The organism is Oscillibacter sp. PEA192 (assembly GCF_003574015.1).
GTDB lineage: Bacteria > Bacillota > Clostridia > Oscillospirales > Oscillospiraceae > Oscillibacter > Oscillibacter welbionis.
The window spans coordinates 1,638,482-1,659,812 of sequence record NZ_AP018532.1 but is presented as its reverse complement, the minus strand read 5'-3'; the positions used below and the strand labels follow the sequence as shown (position 1 = coordinate 1,659,812).

At 57.6% G+C, this 21,331-nt stretch carries 19 protein-coding genes, 4 tRNA genes and 3 rRNA genes; 21 read left to right on the top strand and 5 right to left on the bottom strand.

Features of this window, described 5'->3' with window-relative positions; all coding sequences use genetic code 11:
* Positions 1 to 26: 26 nt before the first annotated feature.
* The 3 genes from DN611_RS08225 to DN611_RS08215 form a co-directional block, all read right to left on the bottom strand.
* The gene (locus DN611_RS08225; protein ID WP_025543993.1) at positions 27 to 908 is read right to left on the bottom strand and encodes an ABC transporter permease; all 882 of its coding nucleotides are present in this window, start codon (positions 906 to 908) and stop codon (positions 27 to 29) included.
* Positions 898 to 2,082: an ABC transporter ATP-binding protein gene (locus DN611_RS08220; protein WP_119311068.1), complete on the bottom strand. Its 1,185-nt coding sequence runs from the start codon at positions 2,080 to 2,082 to the stop codon at positions 898 to 900. The genes DN611_RS08225 and DN611_RS08220 overlap by 11 nt, the downstream gene beginning before the upstream one ends.
* 164 nt (positions 2,083 to 2,246) lie before the next feature.
* The gene (locus DN611_RS08215; RefSeq protein WP_119311067.1) at positions 2,247 to 3,218 is read right to left on the bottom strand and encodes an RluA family pseudouridine synthase; all 972 of its coding nucleotides are present in this window, start codon (positions 3,216 to 3,218) and stop codon (positions 2,247 to 2,249) included.
* A gap of 106 nt (positions 3,219 to 3,324) precedes the next feature.
* Here DN611_RS08215 and DN611_RS08210 point away from each other — a divergent pair, with 106 nt between their 5' ends.
* The 7 genes from DN611_RS08210 to DN611_RS08180 all read left to right on the top strand — a co-directional run bounded on the left by DN611_RS08210 (position 3,325) and on the right by DN611_RS08180 (position 8,296).
* Positions 3,325 to 3,663: a hypothetical protein gene (locus tag DN611_RS08210; protein WP_119311066.1), complete on the top strand. Its 339-nt coding sequence runs from the start codon at positions 3,325 to 3,327 to the stop codon at positions 3,661 to 3,663.
* A complete protein-coding gene (locus tag DN611_RS08205; RefSeq protein ID WP_021751218.1) occupies positions 3,660 to 4,130 on the top strand; it encodes a hypothetical protein in 471 nt (156 codons plus the stop codon). Before DN611_RS08210 ends, DN611_RS08205 begins: the two co-directional genes overlap by 4 nt.
* 119 nt (positions 4,131 to 4,249) lie before the next feature.
* A complete protein-coding gene (locus tag DN611_RS08200) occupies positions 4,250 to 4,756 on the top strand; it encodes a YceD family protein (protein ID WP_021751217.1) in 507 nt (168 codons plus the stop codon).
* Positions 4,757 to 4,807: 51 nt separating this feature from the next.
* The gene (gene rpmF, locus DN611_RS08195) at positions 4,808 to 5,002 is read left to right on the top strand and encodes a 50S ribosomal protein L32 (protein ID WP_025543998.1); all 195 of its coding nucleotides are present in this window, start codon (positions 4,808 to 4,810) and stop codon (positions 5,000 to 5,002) included.
* 156 nt (positions 5,003 to 5,158) lie between these two features.
* Positions 5,159 to 6,484, top strand: coding sequence for a ribosome biogenesis GTPase Der (der, locus tag DN611_RS08190; RefSeq protein ID WP_025543999.1), 1,326 nt, complete (start codon positions 5,159 to 5,161; stop codon positions 6,482 to 6,484).
* A gap of 2 nt (positions 6,485 to 6,486) precedes the next feature.
* A complete protein-coding gene (plsY, locus tag DN611_RS08185) occupies positions 6,487 to 7,179 on the top strand; it encodes a glycerol-3-phosphate 1-O-acyltransferase PlsY (RefSeq protein WP_119311065.1) in 693 nt (230 codons plus the stop codon).
* 112 nt (positions 7,180 to 7,291) lie between these two features.
* Positions 7,292 to 8,296: an NAD(P)H-dependent glycerol-3-phosphate dehydrogenase gene (locus DN611_RS08180; RefSeq protein WP_119311064.1), complete on the top strand. Its 1,005-nt coding sequence runs from the start codon at positions 7,292 to 7,294 to the stop codon at positions 8,294 to 8,296.
* Positions 8,297 to 8,472: 176 nt separating this feature from the next.
* On the opposite strand, the gene DN611_RS08175 is transcribed toward DN611_RS08180, so the two are convergent.
* Positions 8,473 to 9,156, bottom strand: coding sequence for a YjjG family noncanonical pyrimidine nucleotidase (locus DN611_RS08175; RefSeq protein ID WP_025544000.1), 684 nt, complete (start codon positions 9,154 to 9,156; stop codon positions 8,473 to 8,475).
* A 113-nt stretch (positions 9,157 to 9,269) separates the two neighbouring features.
* Here DN611_RS08175 and DN611_RS08170 point away from each other — a divergent pair, with 113 nt between their 5' ends.
* The 14 genes from DN611_RS08170 (at position 9,270) to DN611_RS08105 (ending at position 19,941) form a co-directional block, all read left to right on the top strand.
* Positions 9,270 to 10,109 carry a dipicolinate synthase subunit DpsA gene (locus tag DN611_RS08170; protein WP_119311063.1) on the top strand — a complete coding sequence of 280 codons (840 nt, stop codon included), beginning with the start codon at positions 9,270 to 9,272 and terminating at the stop codon, positions 10,107 to 10,109.
* Entirely contained in the window at positions 10,106 to 10,681 is a 576-nt protein-coding gene (locus DN611_RS08165) for a dipicolinate synthase subunit B (protein ID WP_025544002.1), read from the top strand. Before DN611_RS08170 ends, DN611_RS08165 begins: the two co-directional genes overlap by 4 nt.
* A 548-nt stretch (positions 10,682 to 11,229) precedes the next feature.
* Positions 11,230 to 12,760: ribosomal RNA gene (locus tag DN611_RS08160) — 16S ribosomal RNA — on the top strand.
* A gap of 105 nt (positions 12,761 to 12,865) precedes the next feature.
* A tRNA-Ala gene (locus DN611_RS08155) sits at positions 12,866 to 12,941 on the top strand.
* Between the two features lie 31 nt (positions 12,942 to 12,972).
* Positions 12,973 to 13,049 (top strand) — tRNA-Ile (locus DN611_RS08150).
* A 316-nt stretch (positions 13,050 to 13,365) separates the two neighbouring features.
* Positions 13,366 to 16,204 (top strand): 23S ribosomal RNA (locus DN611_RS08145).
* 77 nt (positions 16,205 to 16,281) lie between these two features.
* Positions 16,282 to 16,357, top strand: a tRNA-Lys gene (locus DN611_RS08140).
* Between the two features lies 1 nt (position 16,358).
* Positions 16,359 to 16,433 (top strand) — tRNA-Glu (locus DN611_RS08135).
* Positions 16,434 to 16,519: 86 nt separating this feature from the next.
* A 5S ribosomal RNA gene (gene rrf, locus DN611_RS08130) occupies positions 16,520 to 16,635 on the top strand.
* The 16S, 23S and 5S rRNA genes sit together here with 4 tRNA genes alongside, the layout of an rRNA operon.
* Before the next feature lie 146 nt (positions 16,636 to 16,781).
* Positions 16,782 to 17,612: a VanW family protein gene (locus tag DN611_RS08125; protein ID WP_119311062.1), complete on the top strand. Its 831-nt coding sequence runs from the start codon at positions 16,782 to 16,784 to the stop codon at positions 17,610 to 17,612.
* Positions 17,613 to 17,684: 72 nt separating this feature from the next.
* Complete coding sequence (locus DN611_RS08120; protein WP_025545273.1) at positions 17,685 to 17,951, top strand: hypothetical protein; 267 nt, start codon at positions 17,685 to 17,687, stop codon at positions 17,949 to 17,951.
* A gap of 56 nt (positions 17,952 to 18,007) precedes the next feature.
* Entirely contained in the window at positions 18,008 to 18,421 is a 414-nt protein-coding gene (locus DN611_RS08115; RefSeq protein ID WP_051320039.1) for a DUF2752 domain-containing protein, read from the top strand.
* Between the two features lie 109 nt (positions 18,422 to 18,530).
* A complete protein-coding gene (locus tag DN611_RS08110) occupies positions 18,531 to 19,025 on the top strand; it encodes an RNA polymerase sigma factor (protein WP_025545271.1) in 495 nt (164 codons plus the stop codon).
* Positions 19,018 to 19,941 (top strand): hypothetical protein, encoded by a 924-nt coding sequence (locus DN611_RS08105; protein ID WP_119311059.1) that lies wholly within the window; start codon positions 19,018 to 19,020, stop codon positions 19,939 to 19,941. Before DN611_RS08110 ends, DN611_RS08105 begins: the two co-directional genes overlap by 8 nt.
* 44 nt (positions 19,942 to 19,985) lie before the next feature.
* Here DN611_RS08105 and glyA read toward each other — a convergent pair whose 3' ends face one another.
* Positions 19,986 to 21,239 carry a serine hydroxymethyltransferase gene (gene glyA / locus DN611_RS08100; protein WP_119311058.1) on the bottom strand — a complete coding sequence of 418 codons (1,254 nt, stop codon included), beginning with the start codon at positions 21,237 to 21,239 and terminating at the stop codon, positions 19,986 to 19,988.
* Positions 21,240 to 21,331 lie beyond the last annotated feature (92 nt).

The window sequence follows — 21,331 nt, the reverse complement described above, 5'->3', positions numbered from 1 at the left end:
GCGGTTTCCCAGCAGATGCTTCCGTTTCACAGCATCACCGCCTGTTCCTCACCGTCGCCGAAACGGTTCATCACCAGCATACACACCACCACAATGGCCATCATCACAAGCGCGATAGCCGCCCCGAGCTGGGGATTATAGGCCCCGCCCAGGAACTGCTGTTCGATCAGGTCGCCCAGCATCATCTGGGTGCCGCCGCCCAGCAGACGGGAGATGGCGAAGGTGGACACGGAGGGCACGAACACCATGGTGATGCCGGAGAGCACCCCCGGCAAAGACAGGGGCAGGATGACCTTGCGGAACACCTGCACGCTGCTGGCGCCTAGGTCCCGGGCCGCTTCAATGAGGGAATGGTCCAGCTTTACCAGCACGGAGTAGATGGGCAGGATCATGAAGGGCAGGTAGTTGTACACCATACCCAGCACTACGGCGCCCTGGGTACCGATCATCTGGAAGTGATCGATGGGGACATACGCGGCGGGATCAGATGCAAAGTGCATAGCGATCTGGTTGTAAAGGTCGATCAGGCCGATCTGCTGAAACAGCTGGTTCAAAAGTCCGTTGTTCTCCAGAATGGACATCCAGGAATAGGTCCGCAGCAGAAAATTCATCCACATGGGCAGCATGATGAGCACCATAGCGATGCGCTGCACCTGCGGCCCCTCCTTGGAGAGCATATAGGATACCGGGTATCCGATCAGCAGAGCGATCAGTGTGGCGATGATGGCCAGCTTAAACGAGCGGGTGAACACTGCTGTATAGGTACCCATGCGGGCGAAGTTCTCCAGCGTGAAGTCCCCGGCGGCGGTGCTGAAGGCATAGACCACCATAATGATGATGGGCGCCACCACGAAGATGGACATCCATCCCACATAGGGAACGGCGAACAATGAGAGCTTATTTTTCATCCTCGCTCTCCTCCTCATCCGCCTCCCAGTTGGCGTCGCTCATCTCCTCATATTCTTCCGAGAAGGAGGAGTAATCGCCGAACATCCCGGAATACGGACTCTTTTTCATAATGTGGATGCCGTCGGGATCGATCTTGATGCCGATCCGGGCGCCCACGGGGGAATGGTCTGTGGTTTGGATAAGCCATTTGAAGCCCCGGAAATCCACGATGATGTCGTACTGCATCCCCTTGAAGGTGACAGAGGTGACAGTCCCCACCAGTTGTCCCTGCTCCATGGGGACGATGTCGATGTCCTCGGGCCGGATGACCACGTCCACCGGCTCGTTCTCAGCAAAGCCGCCGTCCAGGCAGGGAAACTCCCGGCCGTACATCTTCACCAGCTTGTCCCGGACCATGACGCCGTCAATGATGTTGGACTCACCGATGAAGTCCGCCACAAAGGCGTTCTTGGGCTCGTTATAGATATCCTCCGGCGTGCCGATCTGCTGGATGCAGCCCTTGTCCATCACTACGATGGTGTCGGACATGGTCAGGGCCTCCTCCTGGTCGTGGGTGACGTAGATGAAGGTGATGCCCACCTGCTGCTGGATTTTCTTCAGCTCCAGCTGCATGTCCTTGCGGAGCTTTAGATCCAGAGCGCCCAGGGGCTCGTCCAGCAGCAGCACCTTGGGCCGGTTTACCAGGGCCCGGGCGATGGCCACCCGCTGCTGCTGGCCGCCGGACAGGGCGTCCGGCTTGCGGTTTTCAAAGCCCTTCAGGCTGACAACCTCCAGCATTTCCAGCACACGCTGACGGATCTCCGTCTCCGGGATCTTTACCCGGCGCTTGCCGGAGGGATCCTTCGGGTCCGGCCGCTTCTGCATCCGCAGGCCGAAGGCCACGTTCTCAAACACATTCATGTGGGGAAACAGGGCGTATTTCTGGAACACCGTGTTGATCTGCCGCCGATAGGGCGGAACGTCATTAATCCTCACACCGTCGAACAGGACGTCTCCCGACACAGGGGTCGTGAAGCCGCCAATAATACGCAGCGTTGTGGTCTTGCCGCAGCCGCTGGGTCCAAGCAGTGTGAGGAATTCTTTGTCGTTGATATAGAGGTTTAAATCGTTGAGAACCACTTCGTCGTCAAACGCCATACGGATGTTCCGCAGACGAATCAACTCTTTGGACATGTATCCTCCCCCATTTCATAATAATTTTGATTACAATGAAACGCCTCTTTTCTCTGTTGAGGGGGAACCTTTCTCGTCGAAATTCAGCAATAACAAACTATATCCGATGTGTGGCGAAAAGTCAAGCAAAATCAAAGATTTCGCCGGGGTTTTACGGGAATTTTTTAAGGAGCTTCCGGCGCGGGAAAATACTTGTCCCGGAAGGGCACATCCGCCACGGTGAAGACCCTGCCCCGCAGGTAATTCAGCGCCCCGGCGTCCGTGGGGAAAGGGAAGGCCAGCTGGTAGGAATACAGGGCCTGCCGGGTCTCGCCGTAGCGGCGGTTCACATCCCCCCGGCCGTACTTGCCGTCCCCCAGCAGGGGACAGCCGATCTCCGCCATGGACACCCGGATCTGGTGGGTCCGGCCGGTGAGCAGCCGACACTCTACCAAAGACAGCGGGCCCCGGGTCTCCAGAGTCCGGTACAGGGTCACGGCAGTCTTTCCGCCGGGAATGGGACGGCGATAGAAAGCCACCTGCTTTTTCGCCTCATCTTTTAAAAGAAAGCCCGCAATCTTCCCCTCCACTGGCTTGGGGCGGCCTACGGTGATGCAGAGATAAGACTTCTCCACCTCATGGTTTTTGATCTTCTCATTTATGATCCGCAGGGTCTCCGCGTTCTTGGCGGCAATGACAATGCCGCCGGTGTTCCGGTCGATCCGGTTGCACAGGGCGGGCGCAAAGGCGTTCTCCCATTTGGGATTCCACTCTTTTTTCTGGTACAGGTAGGCCTGAATGTGGTTGATGAGGGTGTTGACCTTCTCCGTCTCATCGGCGTGGACCACCAGCCCCGGCCGCTTGTTCACCAGCAGCAGATTCTCGTCTTCGTACACGATGTCCAGCTGGGGACGGAACACGGTGAGAAAGATGTTTTCCTCAGAGGGCTTGTCAAAGAACTCGTCGTTGATATATAATTGTAAAATATCGCCGGACTCCAGCCGTGTGTCCCGCTTGGCACCCCTGCCGTTGACTTTGATCCGCTTGAGGCGGATGTATTTCTGCAGCAGGGTGGGGGGCAGCAGGGGCAGGCTTTTGGCCACAAAGCGGTCCAGCCGCTGTCCGGCGTCGTTTTTTCCAATGGTGAGTTCCCGCATGGCATCCTCCGATGGGCAAGTATTTGATGCTACCATCATACCTGTTTGCCGGGCGCTTGTAAAGCGGGGAGAGAATTTTTTGAATCGGTTAGGAGAAACTGGACGTATGGCGCAGCATGACGGAAACAAACAGCGGGGCTGGGTGAACTATTTCCGGGTCTTGGCAGGGGGCTACCTGCTGTATCTGGCCTACCAGCTGATGAAGGGCATCTGGGACGGGACCGCCGAAACCGTGGCTCTGAACGCGGCGGCGGGCGCAGTGTTCGCCGCGGCAGGGGCGATGGTGCTTTGGCGGGAGTGGAAGGCGTACCAGTACGCCAAGGCTCACAAGGACGACCCGGATAGCTGGAGCCAGGACGACGCCCTGCCGGAGCAGAAGCGTCCGGCGACACCTGCAGAACAGGTCGGACCCGAAGCGGACCAGAAGGGACGGGACGAGGAATGAAGCTGGAAGAGCTCTGCGCCGCCGTGCAGGAGGCGCGCTATTACAACGAGCGGTTCACCCGCCGGGAGTACACCAGCGCCTTCCGGACCTACACGGAGCGATTCGGACCACTGTACATGGAGGCCGTCCGGGAGACGGCGGAGGACCCTGACGGCCGCCGGGTACTGGCGGAGCAGCTGCTGGACCTGCTGGAGGCAGGGTGGAAACGCCAGCGCCCCTGGAACCGGACCATGGTCCAGGCCCGGGAAAAGCAGATGCTGGTGACGTATCTTTCCCCCATGCTGCTGGGACTGGAGGAGCCCCTGTGCCAAGAGCTGGCGGAGCGGCTGCGGGACGGCTGGAACACCCGCCGGCCCAAGGACATCTACAACATCACCACCTATGCCCGGCTGCAGGAGGGCTTCCGCAATGTGATCCTGGGCATCGACATCACCGGCTGGCAGAAGCGTCGGGAAGAGGAGAGCTGAACAGAGCGCCTGCCCGGAAACGAAAAAATTTGCCCGGAAACGGCAAAAACATGAAAAAATTGTTTGACAACCGGGCACACATCCCTTATAATACTATTCGTGTCATTACGAGGTAGCTTATGCGTTTTGATGTAAGACCCATACTGCATGCCCCTGGCAAGCGCCTGACGTTCCAGTTTTCTCTGGACTTGTCCGACGTGGAATTTGCCGGACGGCATCCCATCAGCCGCCCTGTGGAGGTGGAGGGCGCGGTGAGCAACACCGCGGATCTCCTGGAGCTGGAGCTGACGGCCCGGACCACGCTGGACGCGGTCTGCGACCGGTGCGGCAAGGCGTTTCTTCAGGACAAGACCGTTCCCTTTCGCTGCCTATTGGCGGAAGAGCTCCAGAACGAGGACAACGACGAGATCGTCCTGCTGGAGGATGGGGAAGTGGATGTGGGCGATCTGGCCCGCACGGCGTTCATCCTTGGAATGGACACCAAGACATTGTGTTCGGAAGATTGCAAAGGACTGTGCCCCCGGTGCGGTGCCGACCTGAACCTCGGCCCCTGCTCCTGCGGGAAGGAGACGGATCCCCGTCTGGCGGTCCTGGCAAAGCTTTTAGAGAACAGAGAGAACGAATGAATAAGGCCGGGGGCGACTCCGCTGCCTTTGAAAGATCAAGGAGGTGTCACAATGGCAGTACCTAAGGGAAAAGTATCCAAAGCTAGACGCGACAAGCGCCGCAGCTCCCACTGGAAGCTGGCGGCTCCCGGCCTCGTCAAATGCCCGAAATGCGGTGCGCTGCACCTGCCTCACAGAATGTGCCAGGAGTGCGGTACTTACAACGGCCGCGAGGTCAAGGTTGTCAAGTCCGTGGTGGCGAAATAAGACGTGCCCTGTGGATCGGGAGGGAAGAGCAACATCTTCCCTCCTTTTTCTGCGTCCATACTGTGTAAAAATCGGAGGACGTCTTGCCATTTCGCCGGTCACTGGGTATAATATGACCATGTATGTCTGCTTGATAAAGAAGGGAAGTGAGCGCCGGTGAAACCCATCGTCGCCATCGTGGGCCGGCCCAATGTGGGCAAGTCCATGCTGTTCAACAAACTCATTGGAAAGCGCCTCTCCATTGTGGAGGACACCCCGGGCGTCACCCGGGACCGCATCTATGGGGAGACGGACTGGAACGGCCGGTCCTTCACCCTTATCGACACCGGCGGTATCGAGCCCCGGACCGACGACCAGATCCTGTCCTTCATGCGGGATCAGGCCCAGATCGCCATCGAGAACGCCACTGTCATCATCTTTCTGACGGATGTCCGCACGGGCCTCACCGCCTCTGACCAGGAGGTGGCCAACATGCTGCTGCGCAGCGGCAAGCCCATCGTGCTGGCAGTGAACAAAATGGACTCCACTGGTGTCCCGGACCCGGACTTTTATGAGTTCTACAACCTGGGACTGGGGGATCCCATCGCTGTCTCGGCTGTCCATGGCCACGGCACCGGCGACCTGCTGGACGCCTGTCTCCAGTACTTCCCCCCAGAGGAGGACGAAGAGGAGGAGGACGACGCCATCAAGGTGGCTGTTATCGGCAAGCCCAACGCCGGCAAGTCCTCCCTGGTGAACAAGATCCTGGGGGAGGAGCGGGTCATCGTCTCCAACGTGGCCGGCACCACCCGAGACGCCATCGACTCCTACTTTGAAAACGATCAGGGCAGGTTCGTCTTCATTGACACCGCCGGCATCCGCCGCAAGTCCAAGGTGGAGGAGGACATCGAGAAGTACTCCGTTCTCCGGGCCACCCTGGCCATTGAGCGCAGCGACGTGTGCCTGATCCTGATCGACGCCACCGAAGGCGTCACCGAGCAGGACACCAAGGTGGCGGGCTTGGCCCACGAAGCCGGGAAGGCCAGCATCATCGTGGTCAACAAGTGGGATCTGATCGAAAAGGACGGCAAGACCATGGACAAGATGCGGGAAGAGGTCCGCAACGGCCTGGCCTTCATGACCTATGCCCCCATCCTGTTCATCTCAGCCAAGACCGGCCAGCGGGTGGACCGGCTGTTCGAGCTGATCGACTATGTCTCCAACCAGGCCAGCACCCGGATCACCACCGGTATGCTGAACAGCGTCCTGGCGGATGCCCAGACACGGGTTCAGCCCCCCTCCGACAAGGGCCGCCGGTTGAAGATCTACTACATGACCCAGGTGGGCATCCGGCCACCCCACTTTGTGGTGTTCTGCAACGACAGCCGCCTGTTCCACTTCTCCTACCAGCGGTATCTGGAGAACTGCCTGCGGAACACCTTTGGCCTGGAGGGCACGCCTATCACCCTCTCCATCCGCCAGCGGGGCGAGAAGGAGGGGTGAGAATGGGCGCAGTGGTATGGTTTCTCATTTCCCGGATGGAACTGTGGCTGGTGGCTGCGATCGCCTACTTCTGCGGCTGTTTCAATGGGGCGGTCATTATTTCTAAATACATCCTGCGAGACGATGTTCGCAGGCATGGCAGCGGCAATGCAGGATTAACCAATTTTTACCGTACCTTTGGTGGACCGCTGACTTTTGTGGTAATCTTATGTGATGTCCTCAAAGCCGTAATAGCGGTTCTGATCGCGGCTCACATCGGCGGCGGGTTTGATCCCAGGATGATGCCGGATATGCCGCTGAGTACGGAGATGACGGTCTATTATGTGGTCTTGTTCAAATACTGGGCTGCCCTGTTCTGTCTGCTGGGTCACATGTTTCCCTGCATGTTCCACTTCAAGGGCGGCAAGGGCATCCTCTCCGGCGGCACCATCGTCTGGATGATCGACTGGCGGATCGGCCTGGTGGTCTGGGTGGGATTTCTGCTCTTATTCCTGCTGACGAAGTATGTATCTCTGGGATCTGTCTGGGCTGGGGCCAGCTTCCCTTTTGCCACTTGGTATTTCTATCCGGATCCGGTCATCGTGCTCCTGGCGTTTCTCCTGGGAGCCTTGATTTTGTGGAAGCACCGGAGCAACATCGTCCGCCTTATCCATGGCAACGAGAATAAATTCAGCGTACACCGCAAAAAAAATTAGGAATGCGGCATGGTGCGGTCCGGCAGAGCCGGACAAAATGGAATTGTTTCGCCATAGGCGGAACAGCTCGATTTCTAACTCCGGATTCCTAATTTGAGGGGGAGGAATACAGATGAAAACAGTTGTATTGGGCTCCGGCGGCTGGGGCACGGCCCTCAGCCAGATCCTGTGCGACAACGGACACGAGACCTATCTCTGGTCCCACAGCCCCGCCAAGGCGGCGGAGATGGCCCGGACCCGGGAGAACCCGCTTTTGCAGGGCGTCCATCTGCCGGAATCCCTCCACATCACCGGGGATTTGGACTGCTTGAAGGGCGCCGACCTGGTGGTCAGCGCACCGCCCTCCTTCGCCGTGCGGGAGACAGCAAAAAAAATGGCCCCGTATCTCACGGAGAAGACTGTGGTGGTGTCCGTTTCCAAGGGGATTGAGCGGGACACAAATCTGCGTCTCAGCCAAGTGATCCAGGAGGAGACGGAGAATATCTGTAAAGTAGCAGTTCTTTCTGGCCCTTCCCATGCAGAGGAGGTGGGGATCCGCCTGCCTACCGGCTGCGTGGCCGCCTGCTTGGATGTGGATGCGGCGCGTTTTGTGCAGGACGCCTTCATGAACGACTACTTCCGGGTGTACACCAGCGGCGACGTCGTGGGCGTGGAGCTGGCGGCGGCGCTGAAGAACGTCATTGCCCTCAGCTGCGGTGTGTGCGACGGTCTGGGCTATCAGGACAATACCAAAGCCCTGCTGATGACCCGGGCTATGGCGGAGATTACCCGCTTGGGGGAGAAGCTGGGGGGCTCCCGGCAGACCTTCGGCGGCTTGGCCGGTATGGGGGATCTGATCGTGACCTGCACCTCCATGCACTCCCGGAATCGCCGGGCGGGCATCCTCATTGGCCAAGGCAAAACGCCCCGGGAGGCCATGGAGGAAGTAGGCGCCGTGGTGGAGGGATACTTCGCCGCGGAGAGCATTCACCAGCTCAGTGAGCGGGTAGGCGTGGAAATGCCCATCAGCCGCTGTGCCTACGAAGTCCTCTATCAGGGCAAGCAGATCCGGGGCGTGGTAGCGGAGCTGATGACCCGGGCCAAGAAGGATGAACTGCTGGAGACGGCGTGGCTGTGAGGGGGGCACCCGGCCATGCGCGTTCCTGCGCAGAGAGAAAGGGTAAGAGACCGGAGGGATCCGGTCTCTTATTGTTTCTGATCGCGACTCTCAGTTTTGAAGATGAAATGATCCCGGTGAGGCATCTTGGAGGGCACTCACCGGGATTTTTCAGATTCAAACAGGAAAGCGTACTCTCAGACAATATCCAGCAGCTCCCGCAGGTCCCGGATCTCATAGTCGATCCGCAGGTCCTCTGGCCGGGCCTTTCCAGCAGGATTGTACCAGCAGCAGGGAAGTCCGGCATTGTTGGCGCCCTGGATGTCTGTGGAGAGGGAGTCTCCGATCACGAGACCGTTCTCCGGCGTCAGGCCGGGTATGCGGGAGCGGACATAGGCATAATAAGCCGGGTCCGGCTTGGAGGCTCCGGCGTCCTCGGAAATAAAGGCGTCCGTGATGAGAGCTGCGAACACACTGCCCTGCAGGCGGCTGCGCTGGACGGAGGCCACAGCGTTGGTGACAATGTACAGCTTGTGCCCCCGGCGGACCAGTTCCCGGCAGACCGCCTCCGCGTGAGGCAGGGGATAGACCCCGGCACCCAGGGCAGTGAGGTAATCCCGGTTGCACTTGTCTGGGTCCCGCGGCAGCTTCAACGCCTGAAAAAAGCGCACAAAACGCTCCAACGTCACATAGTCCTTGGAGACCTCTCCCCGGTCAAAGGCTGCCCACAGCTCCTGGTTGATCCGGTGGTAGAGGGCGCGGGTATCCAGCGTATCCGGAACGCCGTTGCTCCGGCACATGGCAGAAAAGGCACGGGCCGCGGCTTTTGGAAAGTCGAACAGGGTGTCATCCGCGTCAAAGAGCAGATAGGGAAATTTCATGGTGAGAACTCCTTTCGGGAGAGTTTGACCACATGTATCGTATCACATCCAAACAGGAAAGGCAATCACCGCCGCCCCCGCCGTGCATACCATGGCTTGAGGGGGAATGCCGGATGAACAAGACCTTTGGCGTGATCGGCGGAGATCGGCGGCAGGCAGAGCTTGCACGGCTGCTGGCGGAGGAAGGGCGCACGGTCTGGACCAGCGGAGTGGCCGGATGCCCGGATCTGCCTGCGCAGGCAGCGGCCGCGGACGTGGTGATCCTTCCGCTGCCGCTCTGCCGGGAGGACGGGATACTAAACAGTGAGACGGAGGATCTGCCCACCAGTGCGCTGTTCCGCCGTTTCAGTCCCGGCCAGCTGTTGCTGGCAGGGCAGGTTCGTCCCGCCCAGCAGATAGAGGCTGAGAACTGCGGGCTGACGCTGGTGGACTACTTCCAGCGGGAAGAGCTGACCGTTGCCAACGCGGCGGCCACGGCGGAGTCGGCCCTCCAGATCGCTATGGAGCATCTGGACCGGACGCTCCTGGGGATGGAGTGTTTGGTGCTGGGCTTCGGGCGGATCGGAAAGCTGCTGGCCTATCGGCTTCATGGGCTGGGCGCCCATGTTACAGTCACTGCCAGAAAACCGTCGGACCTGGCTTGGATCCGTGCCTATGGCTGGCAGGCGCTGGAGACCGGACGCCTCGATGGTGCGCTGTGTGACTTCGGCGCCGTGTTCAACACGGTCCCCTCGCCCGTCCTGGGCCACCTGCTGCTGGCGCAGCTGCCGAAGGGCTGCCTGTGTGTGGAGCTGGCCTCCGTCCAGGGCATCGACCTAGCTGCTGCAGAGGAGCTGGGACTGCCCCACGTATGGGCCCGCTCCCTGCCGGGGCGGATGGTGCCTGCCGCAGCGGCGGTGGCTATCCGGGACGCAGTCGACTACATTTTAAAAGAACGAGGTGACCCTGTGTGAGAAAAGAACGGGTCGGATTTGCGATGTGCGGCTCCTTCTGCACCCATGAAAAGGTGCTGGCGGAGCTGGAGAAGCTGGTGCAGCTGTATGAGACAGTCATCCCTATCGCGTCGGAGATCTCCGCCTTCACGGATACCCGCTTCGGGACCTCTGATGACCTGATGGAGCGGTTGGAGGATTTGACAGGGCATGAGGTGCTTTGTGACATCCCGTCTGTGGAGCCCATCGGTCCCAAGGGGCTGCTGGATGTTCTGGTGATCGCCCCGGCTACGGGGAATACCATAGCCAAGCTGGCGGCGGGCATCACGGATACGGCGGTTACGATGGCGGCCAAGGCCCATCTGCGGAACGGGAGGCCGGTGGTGATTGCCATGGCCAGCAACGACGGCCTGGCGGCTGGCGCCCGGAATATCGGGGAACTGCTGGTGCGGAAGAACTACTATTTCGTTCCCTTCGGGCAGGACAACGCCCGGGCGAAACCCAGTTCCCTGGTGGCGGACTTCTCCAAAATCCCGGAGACGGTGGAAGCCGCTCTGCGAGGCGAACAGATACAGCCGCTGCTGCTGCGATGAGGGAAGAGACGCGGGAATCAAACCCGCGTCTCTTTTTCGCAGCTTTATTTAAACTGGATAAAATCGACAAAAGAAGCGTGTTAAATCAATATTAACAATAAGTATAACTTATGATAGAAGGAGTCTCATCAGTTTGAGTACTTATTAAGCACGAAAAAGAAGGTGAATCCGGAAAACAAGAGAAAAAAATGAACAAAAGCAGAAGAAGAGGGTTGACTTTTCTGGCAAGCTCTGGTATTCTAACTAAGCTGTCGGGCGTGAGAGTGAAACACCAAAACGCAGAGCTTCAAGAAAAAACTTGAAAAAATGTGTTGACAAAGTAAGAACTTTGTGGTAAAGTAAATCTCACCGCCGGGAACGGCGTGCACCTTGTAAATTAAACAATGTAACGAAAAGGAAGCACCAGAAGGCGAGCTCATTTAGATGAGTTTGCCAAAGGACAAAGCCGTCTCACTGGGTTGAGTCAATTACCGGTGGGATGGAGAAATGAAGCTATGACAAATAGCTCTATGAAGGTTTGAACGGACTACGGTTCGTTTAGATACCATTTTATAGAGAGTTTGATCCTGGCTCAGGACGAACGCTGGCGGCGTGCTTAACACATGCAAGTCGAACGGAGCACCCTTGACTGAGGTTTCGGCCAAATGATAGGAATGCTTAGTGGCGGACTGGTGAGTAACGCGTGAGGAACCTACCTTCCAGAGGGGGACAACAGTTGGAAACGACTGCTAATACCGCATGACGCATGACCGGGGCATCCCGGGCATGTCAAAGATTTTATCGCTGGAAGATGGCCTCGCGTCTGATTAGCTAGATGGTGGGGTAACGGCCCACCATGGCGACGATCAGTAGCCGGACTGAGAGGTTGACCGGCCACATTGGGACTGAGATACGGCCCAGACTCCTACGGGAGGCAGCAGTGGGGAATATTGGGCAATGGACGCAAGTCTGACCCAGCAACGCCGCGTGAAGGAAGAAGGCTTTCGGGTTGTAAACTTCTTTTGTCAGGGAAGAGTAGAAGACGGTACCTGACGAATAAGCCACGGCTAACTACGTGCCAGCAGCCGCGGTAATACGTAGGTGGCAAGCGTTGTCCGGATTTACTGGGTGTAAAGGGCGTGCAGCCGGGCCGGCAAGTCAGATGTGAAATCTGGAGGCTTAACCTCCAAACTGCATTTGAAACTGTAGGTCTTGAGTACCGGAGAGGTTATCGGAATTCCTTGTGTAGCGGTGAAATGCGTAGATATAAGGAAGAACACCAGTGGCGAAGGCGGATAACTGGACGGCAACTGACGGTGAGGCGCGAAAGCGTGGGGAGCAAACAGGATTAGATACCCTGGTAGTCCACGCTGTAAACGATGGATACTAGGTGTGCGGGGACTGACCCCCTGCGTGCCGCAGTTAACACAATAAGTATCCCACCTGGGGAGTACGATCGCAAGGTTGAAACTCAAAGGAATTGACGGGGGCCCGCACAAGCGGTGGATTATGTGGTTTAATTCGAAGCAACGCGAAGAACCTTACCAGGGCTTGACATCCTACTAACGAAGTAGAGATACATCAGGTGCCCTTCGGGGAAAGTAGAGACAGGTGGTGCATGGTTGTCGTCAGCTCGTGTCGTGAGATGTTGGGTTAAGTCCCGCAACGAGCGCAACCCCTATTGTTAGTTGCTACGCAAGAGCACTCTAGCGAGACTGCCGTTGACAAAACGGAGGAAGGTGGGGACGACGTCAAATCATCATGCCCCTTATGTCCTGGGCTACACACGTAATACAATGGCGGTCAACAGAGGGAGGCAAAGCCGCGAGGCAGAGCAAACCCCCAAAAGCCGTCCCAGTTCGGATCGCAGGCTGCAACCCGCCTGCGTGAAGTCGGAATCGCTAGTAATCGCGGATCAGCATGCCGCGGTGAATACGTTCCCGGGCCTTGTACACACCGCCCGTCACACCATGAGAGTCGGGAACACCCGAAGTCCGTAGCCTAACCGCAAGGAGGGCGCGGCCGAAGGTGGGTTCGATAATTGGGGTGAAGTCGTAACAAGGTAGCCGTATCGGAAGGTGCGGCTGGATCACCTCCTTTCTAAGGAGACCTGGGCAGAGCAAGCTCTGCCTGGAATTCCTGGTCAGCTGGAGCGGAAAAAGAGTTACGTTGTTTAATTTAGAGGGCGTACGCCGGGAGATAGAAGGGGATATAGCTCAGCTGGGAGAGCGCCTGCCTTGCAAGCAGGAGGTCGCCGGTTCGAACCCGACTATCTCCACCAAGAGAATAAAGCGTCACCTCGTCCAAGACGAGGGCCCGTAGCTCAGCTGGCTAGAGCGTACGACTGATAATCGTAAGGTCGGTGGTTCGAGCCCACTCGGGCCCACCAGGCGATTTGCCTTTGGATTTGAAGACCTGATCGAAAGATCGGATCTTCAAATCTGACTGCAAAAGCGGTTGGAAGCTGTGCCGGAGACAAGCGAAAGCTTGCGGACGGCGATCTGCACCTTGAAAACTGAACAATGTGACAAAAGCAAGTAAGGCAACAGAGAGGTTTCTCTGTGGAAACACAGAGGAAACAAATTGATTGTGGAACAGCATCCGAAAGGATGCAGGGTGACATACAATTTCGATCTTTGTAAAGCCTGCATAATTCTCAAAGAGAACCAAGAATTCTCTGACAAGTCGCTGTGAGAACAGCGATAGGTCAAGCTGGAAAGAGCGCAAGGGGAATGCCTTGGCATCAGGAGCCGAAGAAGGACGTGACAAGCTGCGAAAAGCCTCGGGGAGGAGCAAATATCCATTGATCCGGGGATATCCGAATGGGGCAACCCGGCTGGACAATATCCAGTCATCCTGCGTTGAACAAAATAGGCGTAGGAAGGGAACCGCCTGAACTGAAACATCTAAGTAGGGCGAGGAAGAGACATCAACCGAGATTCCGCAAGTAGTGGCGAGCGAACGCGGAAGAGGCCAAACCGAGGGATTTATTCCTCGGGGTTGCGGACAGTCATTTAGCGGAAGTTATCTAGGAGAAGGGTCTGGGAAGGCCCGCCACAGAGGGTGAGAGCCCCGTATCCGAAAGAGAAGGCCGTGCGACTGAATCCAGAGTACCGCGGGACACGTGAAACCCCGTGGGAAACAGGGGGGACCACCCTCCAAGCCTAAATACTACCTGATGACCGATAGAGGAGCAGTACCGTGAGGGAAAGGTGAAAAGGACCCCGGGAGGGGAGTGAAAGAGAACCTGAAACCTTGTGCTTACAAGCTGTCAAAGCACGTTAACGTGTGATGGCGTACTTTTTGTAGAACGGTCCGGCGAGTTATAGTAACGAGCGAGCTTAAGGCATTCAGTGCCGGAGGCGAAGCGAGAGCGAGTCTGAATAGGGCGTAAAGTTCGTTGCCATAGACCCGAAACCGGGTGACCTACCCATGAGCAGGTTGAAGTGGGGGTGAAACCCCATGGAGGACCGAACCGACCCCCGTTGCAATGGTGGCGGATGACTTGTGGGTAGCGGTGAAATTCCAATCGAACTCGGAGATAGCTGGTTCTCCCCGAAATAGCTTTAGGGCTAGCGTTATGTTAGATTACCGGAGGTAAAGCACTGAATGGTAGCGGGGCCGATAAGGTTACCAACGCCTATCAAACTAAGAATGCCGGCTAATTGATGCATAGCAGTCAGACAGTGTGAGATAAGTTTCATTGTCAAAAGGGAAACAGCCCAGACCTACAGCTAAGGTCCCGAATAGATGCTAAGTGGAAAACGATGTGGAGTTGCGAAAACAACCAGGATGTTGGCTTAGAAGCAGCCACTCATTAAAAGAGTGCGTAATAGCTCACTGGTCGAGTGACTCTGCGCGGAAAATGTAACGGGGCTAAGCATCTAACCGAAGCTTAGGATTGTCGTAAGACAGTGGTAGGGGAGCGTTCCATGTGGGGTGAAGTCGTAGCGAAAGCAGCGGTGGACTGCATGGAAGTGAGAATGCCGGAATGAGTAGCGAGAATTATGTGGGAATCATAATGGCCGAAAATCTAAGGTTTCTTGGGGAAGGTTCGTCCGCCCAAGGTAAGCCGGGAGCTAAGGCGAGGCCGAAAGGCGTAGTCGATGCACATACGGTAGAAATTCCGTAGCCACCGAACTTTAAGTCAGAGGGACACTTTTGGATAGCGGAACCCGGGCGTTGGTTGACCCGGGCGAAAGGGAGCGAAAATATAGTAGCGAAGTCCGCGATGCTGAGAGGCGAGAAAAGCTCTGATGGATACTAAGGTGCCCGTACCGCAAACCGACACAGGTAGATGAGGAGAGAATCCTAAGGCCAACGGGAGAAGGGTTGTTAAGGAACTCGGCAAGTTGACCCCGTAACTTCGGAATAAGGGGAGCCTCGAAAGAGGCCGCAGTGAAAAGGCCCAAGCAACTGTTTACCAAAAACACAGGTCTATGCTAAATCGAAAGATGACGTATATGGGCTGACGCCTGCCCGGTGCCGGAAGGTTAAGAGGAGATGTCAGCGCAAGCGAAGCATTGAATTGAAGCCCCGGTAAACGGCGGCCGTAACTATAACGGTCCTAAGGTAGCGAAATTCCTTGTCAGGTAAGTTCTGACCCGCACGAAAGGCGTAATGATTTGGGCACTGTCTCAACAGCCCGCCCGGCGAAATTGTAGTACTGGTGAAGATACCAGTTACCCGCAACTAGACGGAAAGACCCCATGGAGCTTTACTGCAGCTTAATACTGGAATTCGGTAACCCATGTACAGGATAGGTGGGAGGCTTGGAAGCAGGGGCGTCAGCTCTTGTGGAGCCGCCGGTGGGATACCACTCTTGGATTGCTGAATTTCTAACCTGCGGCCGTGAATCCGGTCGGGGGACACTGTTAGGCGGGCAGTTTGACTGGGGCGGTCGCCTCCTAAAGAGTAACGGAGGCGCTCAAAGGTTGGCTCAGCACGGACGGAAATCGTGCAGTGAGTGTAAACGTAGAAGCCAGCCTAACTGCGAGACCGACGGGTCGAGCAGTAACGAAAGTTGGAGTTAGTGATCCGGTGGTATGTGAGTGGAAATGCCATCGCTCAACGGATAAAAGCTACCCTGGGGATAACAGGCTGATCTCCCCCAAGCGTCCACAGCGACGGGGAGGTTTGGCACCTCGATGTCGGCTCGTCACATCCTGGGGCTGAATTCGGTCCCAAGGGTTCGGCTGTTCGCCGATTAAAGTGGCACGCGAGCTGGGTTCAGAACGTCGTGAGACAGTTCGGTCCCTATCTGTTGCGGGCGGAAGAGATTTGAAGGGAGCTGTCCTTAGTACGAGAGGACCGGGATGGACGTACCTCTGGTGCACCAGTTGTCCTGCCAAGGGCATAGCTGGGTAGCTAAGTACGGACGAGATAAACGCTGAAAGCATCTAAGCGTGAAACTCCCCCTAAGATGAGATCTCTCACCTCGAAAGAGGGTAAGGGCCCAGGAAGACTACCTGGTAGATAGGCCGGAGGTGGAAGTGCAGTAATGTATGGAGCTGACCGGTACTAATAGCCCGAGGGCTTGACCTACGAGAAAGCAGGCGAGCCTGAAAGCAGCGTCACATTGTTCGGTTTTGAGGGTGCAGGGAAGCATGCTCAAGGGATTTGCACCTTTAGCTCAGTTGGTAGAGCAACTGACTCTTAATCAGTGGGTCCCCGGTTCGAGTCCGTGAAGGTGCACCATGGCCCGTTGGTCAAGTGGTTAAGACAGCGGCCTCTCACGCCGTTAACATCGGTTCGAATCCGGTACGGGTCACCAGACTTTTCAAGGGCGAAAGTTCTTGACAAGGGAAGCGAAATACAATATAATACAGTTTGTTCTCCGGCAAGACCGGATGACATAGAGTTGGTGCTGATTAGGGCGAGGGTCCACCCGTTCCCATTCCGAACACGGCAGTTAAGCTCGTTCCTGCTGACAATACTTGGCTGGTGACGGCCCGGGAAGATAGGTAGCGCCAACACTGAGAGACAGTCAATTGACTGTCTCTTTTTTGTTATTGTTTGTAACAGTTTTGTGAGGATTTATGGGACCGAACACTTTAAAATCGTTTTAGGTTCTGATTTCGTCTTTATTTGCGAACGGTCTGGGAAATAGGGAGGAGGTCCCATGGTAGATCCCAATAATCGACAGCTCTGGCCGCCCATTCACCGCAGCTGGCTGCGTTTGCGTCTGGGAAAACTCTATTACGGCGGACGGCGCCGTCTTCTGTGGATGTCGCCCCGGTTTCACTGGGCCAAACAGCGTCAGACGGAGCGCCTGCCGTATATGCTGATTTCACACGCCACACCCTTGTACCGCCATCTGCGAGGGGAGGATCAGGAACTCCAGGAAAACAAGGTGGCTAATCTCCGGCTTGCAGTGGCCCGGCTGGATGGGATTGTCCTGTATCCCGGCGAGACCTTCAGCTATTGGCGGCTGATCGGAAAGCCCACCCGCCGGAAGGGCTATCGAGACGGGATGGTGCTGTTTCTAGGCCGGATCGGCAGCGATGTGGGAGGCGGGCTGTGCCAGCTCTCCAATCTGATTTTCTGGATGACTCTCCACACGCCGCTGACGGTAGTGGAGCGGTACCGTCACTCTCACGATGTCTTTCCGGATACCAACCGGACCCAGCCCTTCGGCAGCGGCGCCACCTGCGCCTATCCCCACCGGGATCTGATGATCCGCAACGACACGGAACAGCCCTTCCAGCTCTGTGTCCAGGTGGGAAAGCAGGTTCTGAAGGGAGAGTGGCGGGCCCCGGCACCTCCGGTCTGCCGCTATGAGATCGTAGAGAGGAACCACCGGATGGACCAGGCATCCTGGGGCGGATATGTGCGGCATAACGAGCTGTACCGCCGCATCTATGACCTGGAGGGGGGCCTGCTGGAAGAGGAATTCCTCTTTGCAAATGACGCCATCATGATGTACAGCCCGCTTCTGCCGGAGGAGTCCTGACGCGGGCTTGTATTCTTTCCAAAACCGTGGTACACTATGGACAACCCCACTGAACCAAAGAGAGGTGTTTTTATGGATGCAAAAACGACGGGTATTGTCGCTTATATTACCTGGATCGGTCTGGTGATTGCCTTTGTACTGGGCGACCGGGAGGGCGCGAAATTCCATCTGAATCAAGCGCTGGTGATCTGGCTGGCGGGGCTGCTGAGCTTCATTCCATGTATCGGCTGGCTGTGGGGCATTTTTTGCTTCATCTGCGCGGTGATGGGCTTCATCTCCGCTGTCAATGGAGAGGAGAAGGCAGTTCCTCTGCTGGGACAGATCCGGTTGCTGAAGTAAAGGAGAAAGGGCCGCGCGCTGCGCGGCCTTTTTGCTGTTTACAGGGAGGAAATTTTATGCAGAGAGGTTCTATGACAGACCGGGAGGCCTATCCGACCGCCTGGATCACCCTGGCGGTTCTGGTGTTGCTATATCTGCTATGGCGCTTTGCGCTGGGGGCACCCACTGTCAGCCGCTGCTGGGTCTGGGAGCACTGGCATGTCTACTGCCCGGGCTGCGGAGGGACACGGGCGCTGATGGCCCTAGCCCAGGGACGGGTGGGCGCGGCTCTCTGGTACCACACGCCGGTGGTGATCACGCTGGCCCTGGCAGCGATCTATCTGTTTTCTCAAACCGCGTGGCGGCTGCGGGGAAAGCGGGGCTGGGTCCTGCGCTATGACCGCCGCTGGCCGATGGTCCTAGTGGGGCTGTTCCTGGCCAACTGCGTGGTCCGGAACGTCCTGTGGCTGGGCCTCGGCGTCCCGCTGTGAAGCGAATATGAGCCGCCTCATTGCGAGGCGGCTTTTTTGCGAGTACACCGTAACATTTTGCCACGCTGCTGGGTCATACAGGCAGAACAGGAGAAGGGGGGGGAAGGACATGACGCTGCCGGAGCAAGAGCGGGAGCGGTTCTGCCAAGTGCTGCATCACAGCCGGACCAGCCTGTACCGTCTGGCTTTCAGTATCACCCGGAACAGCAGCGATGCCCAGGAGGCGGTGGCAGAGGCAGTCTGCCGGGCCTATGAGCGGTATCCTCAGCTGCGGGAAAAGGAGAAGCTGCCCCGGTGGCTGCTGAAGATCACCGCCAATGAGGCCCGGCGTCTCTGCCAACGGCGAGGCCGGACAGTCTCTTTGGATGATCTGCCCACGGAACCGGCAATACCGGGCCGGGAGACGGGGGACGATACCCTTTGGCAGGCGGTGCAGACCTTGCCACGAGACCAGCGGGAGGCGGTGGTGCTGTTCTACTATGAGGACCTGCCCACAGAGGAGATCGCCCGGATCGTGGGGACGTCCCCGGGGGCGGTGCGGGTCCGGCTGAGCCGGGCACGTGAGAAGCTGCGGAGCATCTTGAAGGAGGGAGACTATGGATGAGCTGGACGCCCGCCTGCGGGCAATGGCAAAGCGGGAGGACTGGGCCCTGCCCGCAGCCTATGAGTCGGCTATGGACGGGCTGGAGGAACAGATCCGCCAGGGGGGCACCCTGGACCGGCCCGGAAAACGGCGGCTGGGGAAGCGGGTGCTGATCCTAGCGGCCATCGTAGCGGTGCTGCTGGCAGCGACGGCGGTGTCCATGGATTTTTGGAATGTCCGGGTGGAAGATGTTCTGGTGGGACAGGAAAGTTCCAGCTATCGGGTAAACGGAGAGATTCCCGTGATCCCTTTGGAGAGCTTTTCGGATGAGGTCGCGTCTGCTATGGAGGATGTTTCACAGAAAATGGAAGAGCAGGATCTCTATTTGAATTCCAGTCCAGGATATTGGCTTCGCACCTTTGACCGCTGGGCAGACTGTGAGGAGTTTATCGGGTTCCCTCTGAACAATCCCTTGGAGAAGTCCAGCCTGCTGGAGACAGCCAACTACTTCGCCATCGCGCAGGATGCGGAGACCCTGAATGAAGAGAGCCAACGCCATTGCGCGGTTGCTTTGCAAGGAAATATTAAAGGCGAGCTGCAGCACGTGACAATAGATACCGGCTATCTCATGGGGCCGATCCGCATTCAAATGACAGTTTCGCTTTATCCGGAGGGAAGCGGCATGGAGCCCGGGACAGGGGGCAGCTGGAACGGGGAAGCGGAATTTGAAATTACCTCCGGTGTGACTGGTGAGGGTATTCCTTATACATTGGTGGTATCCGAGACCCCGGAAAGCGATTACTACAATGACTTTTCTAGTGCAGACGCCTATTTTGTTTTGAAGAACGGGCTTTATACCCTCGATGCCGTATCTCCGGGCAGGGACAGCGGAGCGGACGCGAAAGCTGCCCTGGAAGAGCTCCTGGCCCTCTTCTGAGGAAAGGAAAAACCCGCGGAGGCATTGCCTCCGCGGGGGTTGTTTTAGTCCTGATACAGCGGGAACCGCTTGCACAGCTCCGCCACTTCCGCACGGACCTGCTCCGCATGGTCCGCATAGTCCTCTTTTGCCATGAGGCCCATCCACCGGGCGATCTCCGCCATCTCCGGCTCCCGGAAGCCCCGGGTAGTGACGGCGGGAGTGCCCACCCGGATACCGCTGGTGACGAAGGGCTTCTCCGGGTCGTTGGGGATGGTGTTCTTGTTCACCGTGATGCCTACCTCATCCAGCCGGTGCTCATACTCCTTGCCGGTGAGGCCAAAGTGCCGGGTATCCACCAGAATCAGATGGTTGTCCGTGCCGCCGGAGACCAGCCGGAAGCCCTGCTCGATCAGCTTTTCCGCCAGAACCCCGGCGTTGGCAGCCACCTGCCGCCCATAGGCCCGGAACTCCGGCTTCAGCGCCTCGCCCAAGCACACGGCCTTGGCGGCGATGATATGCTCCAGCGGACCGCCCTGTGTGCCGGGGAACACGGCGGAGTTGATCTTTTTGTACAGGTCGTCGTCATTGCACAGGATCATGCCGCCCCGGGGACCCCGCAATGTCTTGTGGGTGGTGGTGGTCACCACATCGGCGTAGGGGATGGGGGAGGGATGAACACCGGCGGCCACCAGACCCGCAATGTGGGCCATGTCCACCATCAGCCGGGCGCCCACTGCGTCGGCGATCTCCCGGAACTTGGCAAAGTCCAGGGGGCGGGGATAGGCGCTGGCCCCTGCCAGGATCAGCTTGGGGCGGCACTCCTTGGCGATGGCCATCACCTGCTCGTAGTCGATGGTCTCTGTGTCGTCAGACACGCCATAGGGAACGATGCGGAAATATTTGCCGGAGATGTTCACCGGGCTGCCGTGGCTCAGATGGCCGCCATGGGCCAGATTCATACTGAGCACTGTGTCACCGGGCTGCAGCAGGGCAAAGAACGCCGCCAGATTGGCGTTGGCGCCGGAGTGGGGCTGGACATTGGCGTGCGCACAGTCGAACAGCTGACAGGCCCTCTGCCGCGCCAGCTCCTCCGTCACGTCCACGGCATAGCAGCCTCCGTAATACCGCTTTCCAGGATAGCCCTCCGCATACTTATTGGTGAGACAAGTGCCCATGGCCAGCAGGACGGCCTTGCTGACGATGTTCTCGGAGGCGATCAGCTCAATGTTGTGCTGCTCCCGGTCGAATTCCTTCTGAATAGATGCCCCCACCTCGGGGTCGGCCTGGGAGAGAAAGTCCATGATGTCCTGGATCATTGCAGGGGTCCTCCTTCGTGTGATCCGGTCTTCCGGAAAATATAAGCCTTTTCCAGCTTATCAGAGTTCCAGGGACCTGTCAAGGGAACAAG

Excerpts from the sequence above, each read along its gene's own strand:
- DN611_RS08225 (WP_025543993.1), bottom strand. The coding sequence starts at position 908 with ATGAAAAATAAGCTCTCATTGTTCGCCGTTCCCTATGTGGGATGGATG.
- DN611_RS08220 (WP_119311068.1), bottom strand. The coding sequence starts at position 2,082 with ATGTCCAAAGAGTTGATTCGTCTGCGGAACATCCGTATGGCGTTTGAC.
- glyA (WP_119311058.1), bottom strand. The coding sequence starts at position 21,239 with ATGATCCAGGACATCATGGACTTTCTCTCCCAGGCCGACCCCGAGGTG.
- DN611_RS08180 (WP_119311064.1), top strand. The coding sequence starts at position 7,292 with ATGAAAACAGTTGTATTGGGCTCCGGCGGCTGGGGCACGGCCCTCAGC.
- rpmF (WP_025543998.1), top strand. The coding sequence starts at position 4,808 with ATGGCAGTACCTAAGGGAAAAGTATCCAAAGCTAGACGCGACAAGCGC.
- DN611_RS08205 (WP_021751218.1), top strand. The coding sequence starts at position 3,660 with ATGAAGCTGGAAGAGCTCTGCGCCGCCGTGCAGGAGGCGCGCTATTAC.
- plsY (WP_119311065.1), top strand. The coding sequence starts at position 6,487 with ATGGGCGCAGTGGTATGGTTTCTCATTTCCCGGATGGAACTGTGGCTG.
- DN611_RS08170 (WP_119311063.1), top strand. The coding sequence starts at position 9,270 with ATGAACAAGACCTTTGGCGTGATCGGCGGAGATCGGCGGCAGGCAGAG.
- DN611_RS08210 (WP_119311066.1), top strand. The coding sequence starts at position 3,325 with ATGGCGCAGCATGACGGAAACAAACAGCGGGGCTGGGTGAACTATTTC.
- DN611_RS08120 (WP_025545273.1), top strand. The coding sequence starts at position 17,685 with ATGGATGCAAAAACGACGGGTATTGTCGCTTATATTACCTGGATCGGT.
- DN611_RS08200 (WP_021751217.1), top strand. The coding sequence starts at position 4,250 with ATGCGTTTTGATGTAAGACCCATACTGCATGCCCCTGGCAAGCGCCTG.
- DN611_RS08110 (WP_025545271.1), top strand. The coding sequence starts at position 18,531 with ATGACGCTGCCGGAGCAAGAGCGGGAGCGGTTCTGCCAAGTGCTGCAT.
- DN611_RS08215 (WP_119311067.1), bottom strand. The coding sequence starts at position 3,218 with ATGCGGGAACTCACCATTGGAAAAAACGACGCCGGACAGCGGCTGGAC.
- DN611_RS08105 (WP_119311059.1), top strand. The coding sequence starts at position 19,018 with ATGGATGAGCTGGACGCCCGCCTGCGGGCAATGGCAAAGCGGGAGGAC.
- DN611_RS08125 (WP_119311062.1), top strand. The coding sequence starts at position 16,782 with ATGGTAGATCCCAATAATCGACAGCTCTGGCCGCCCATTCACCGCAGC.
- DN611_RS08115 (WP_051320039.1), top strand. The coding sequence starts at position 18,008 with ATGCAGAGAGGTTCTATGACAGACCGGGAGGCCTATCCGACCGCCTGG.
- DN611_RS08175 (WP_025544000.1), bottom strand. The coding sequence starts at position 9,156 with ATGAAATTTCCCTATCTGCTCTTTGACGCGGATGACACCCTGTTCGAC.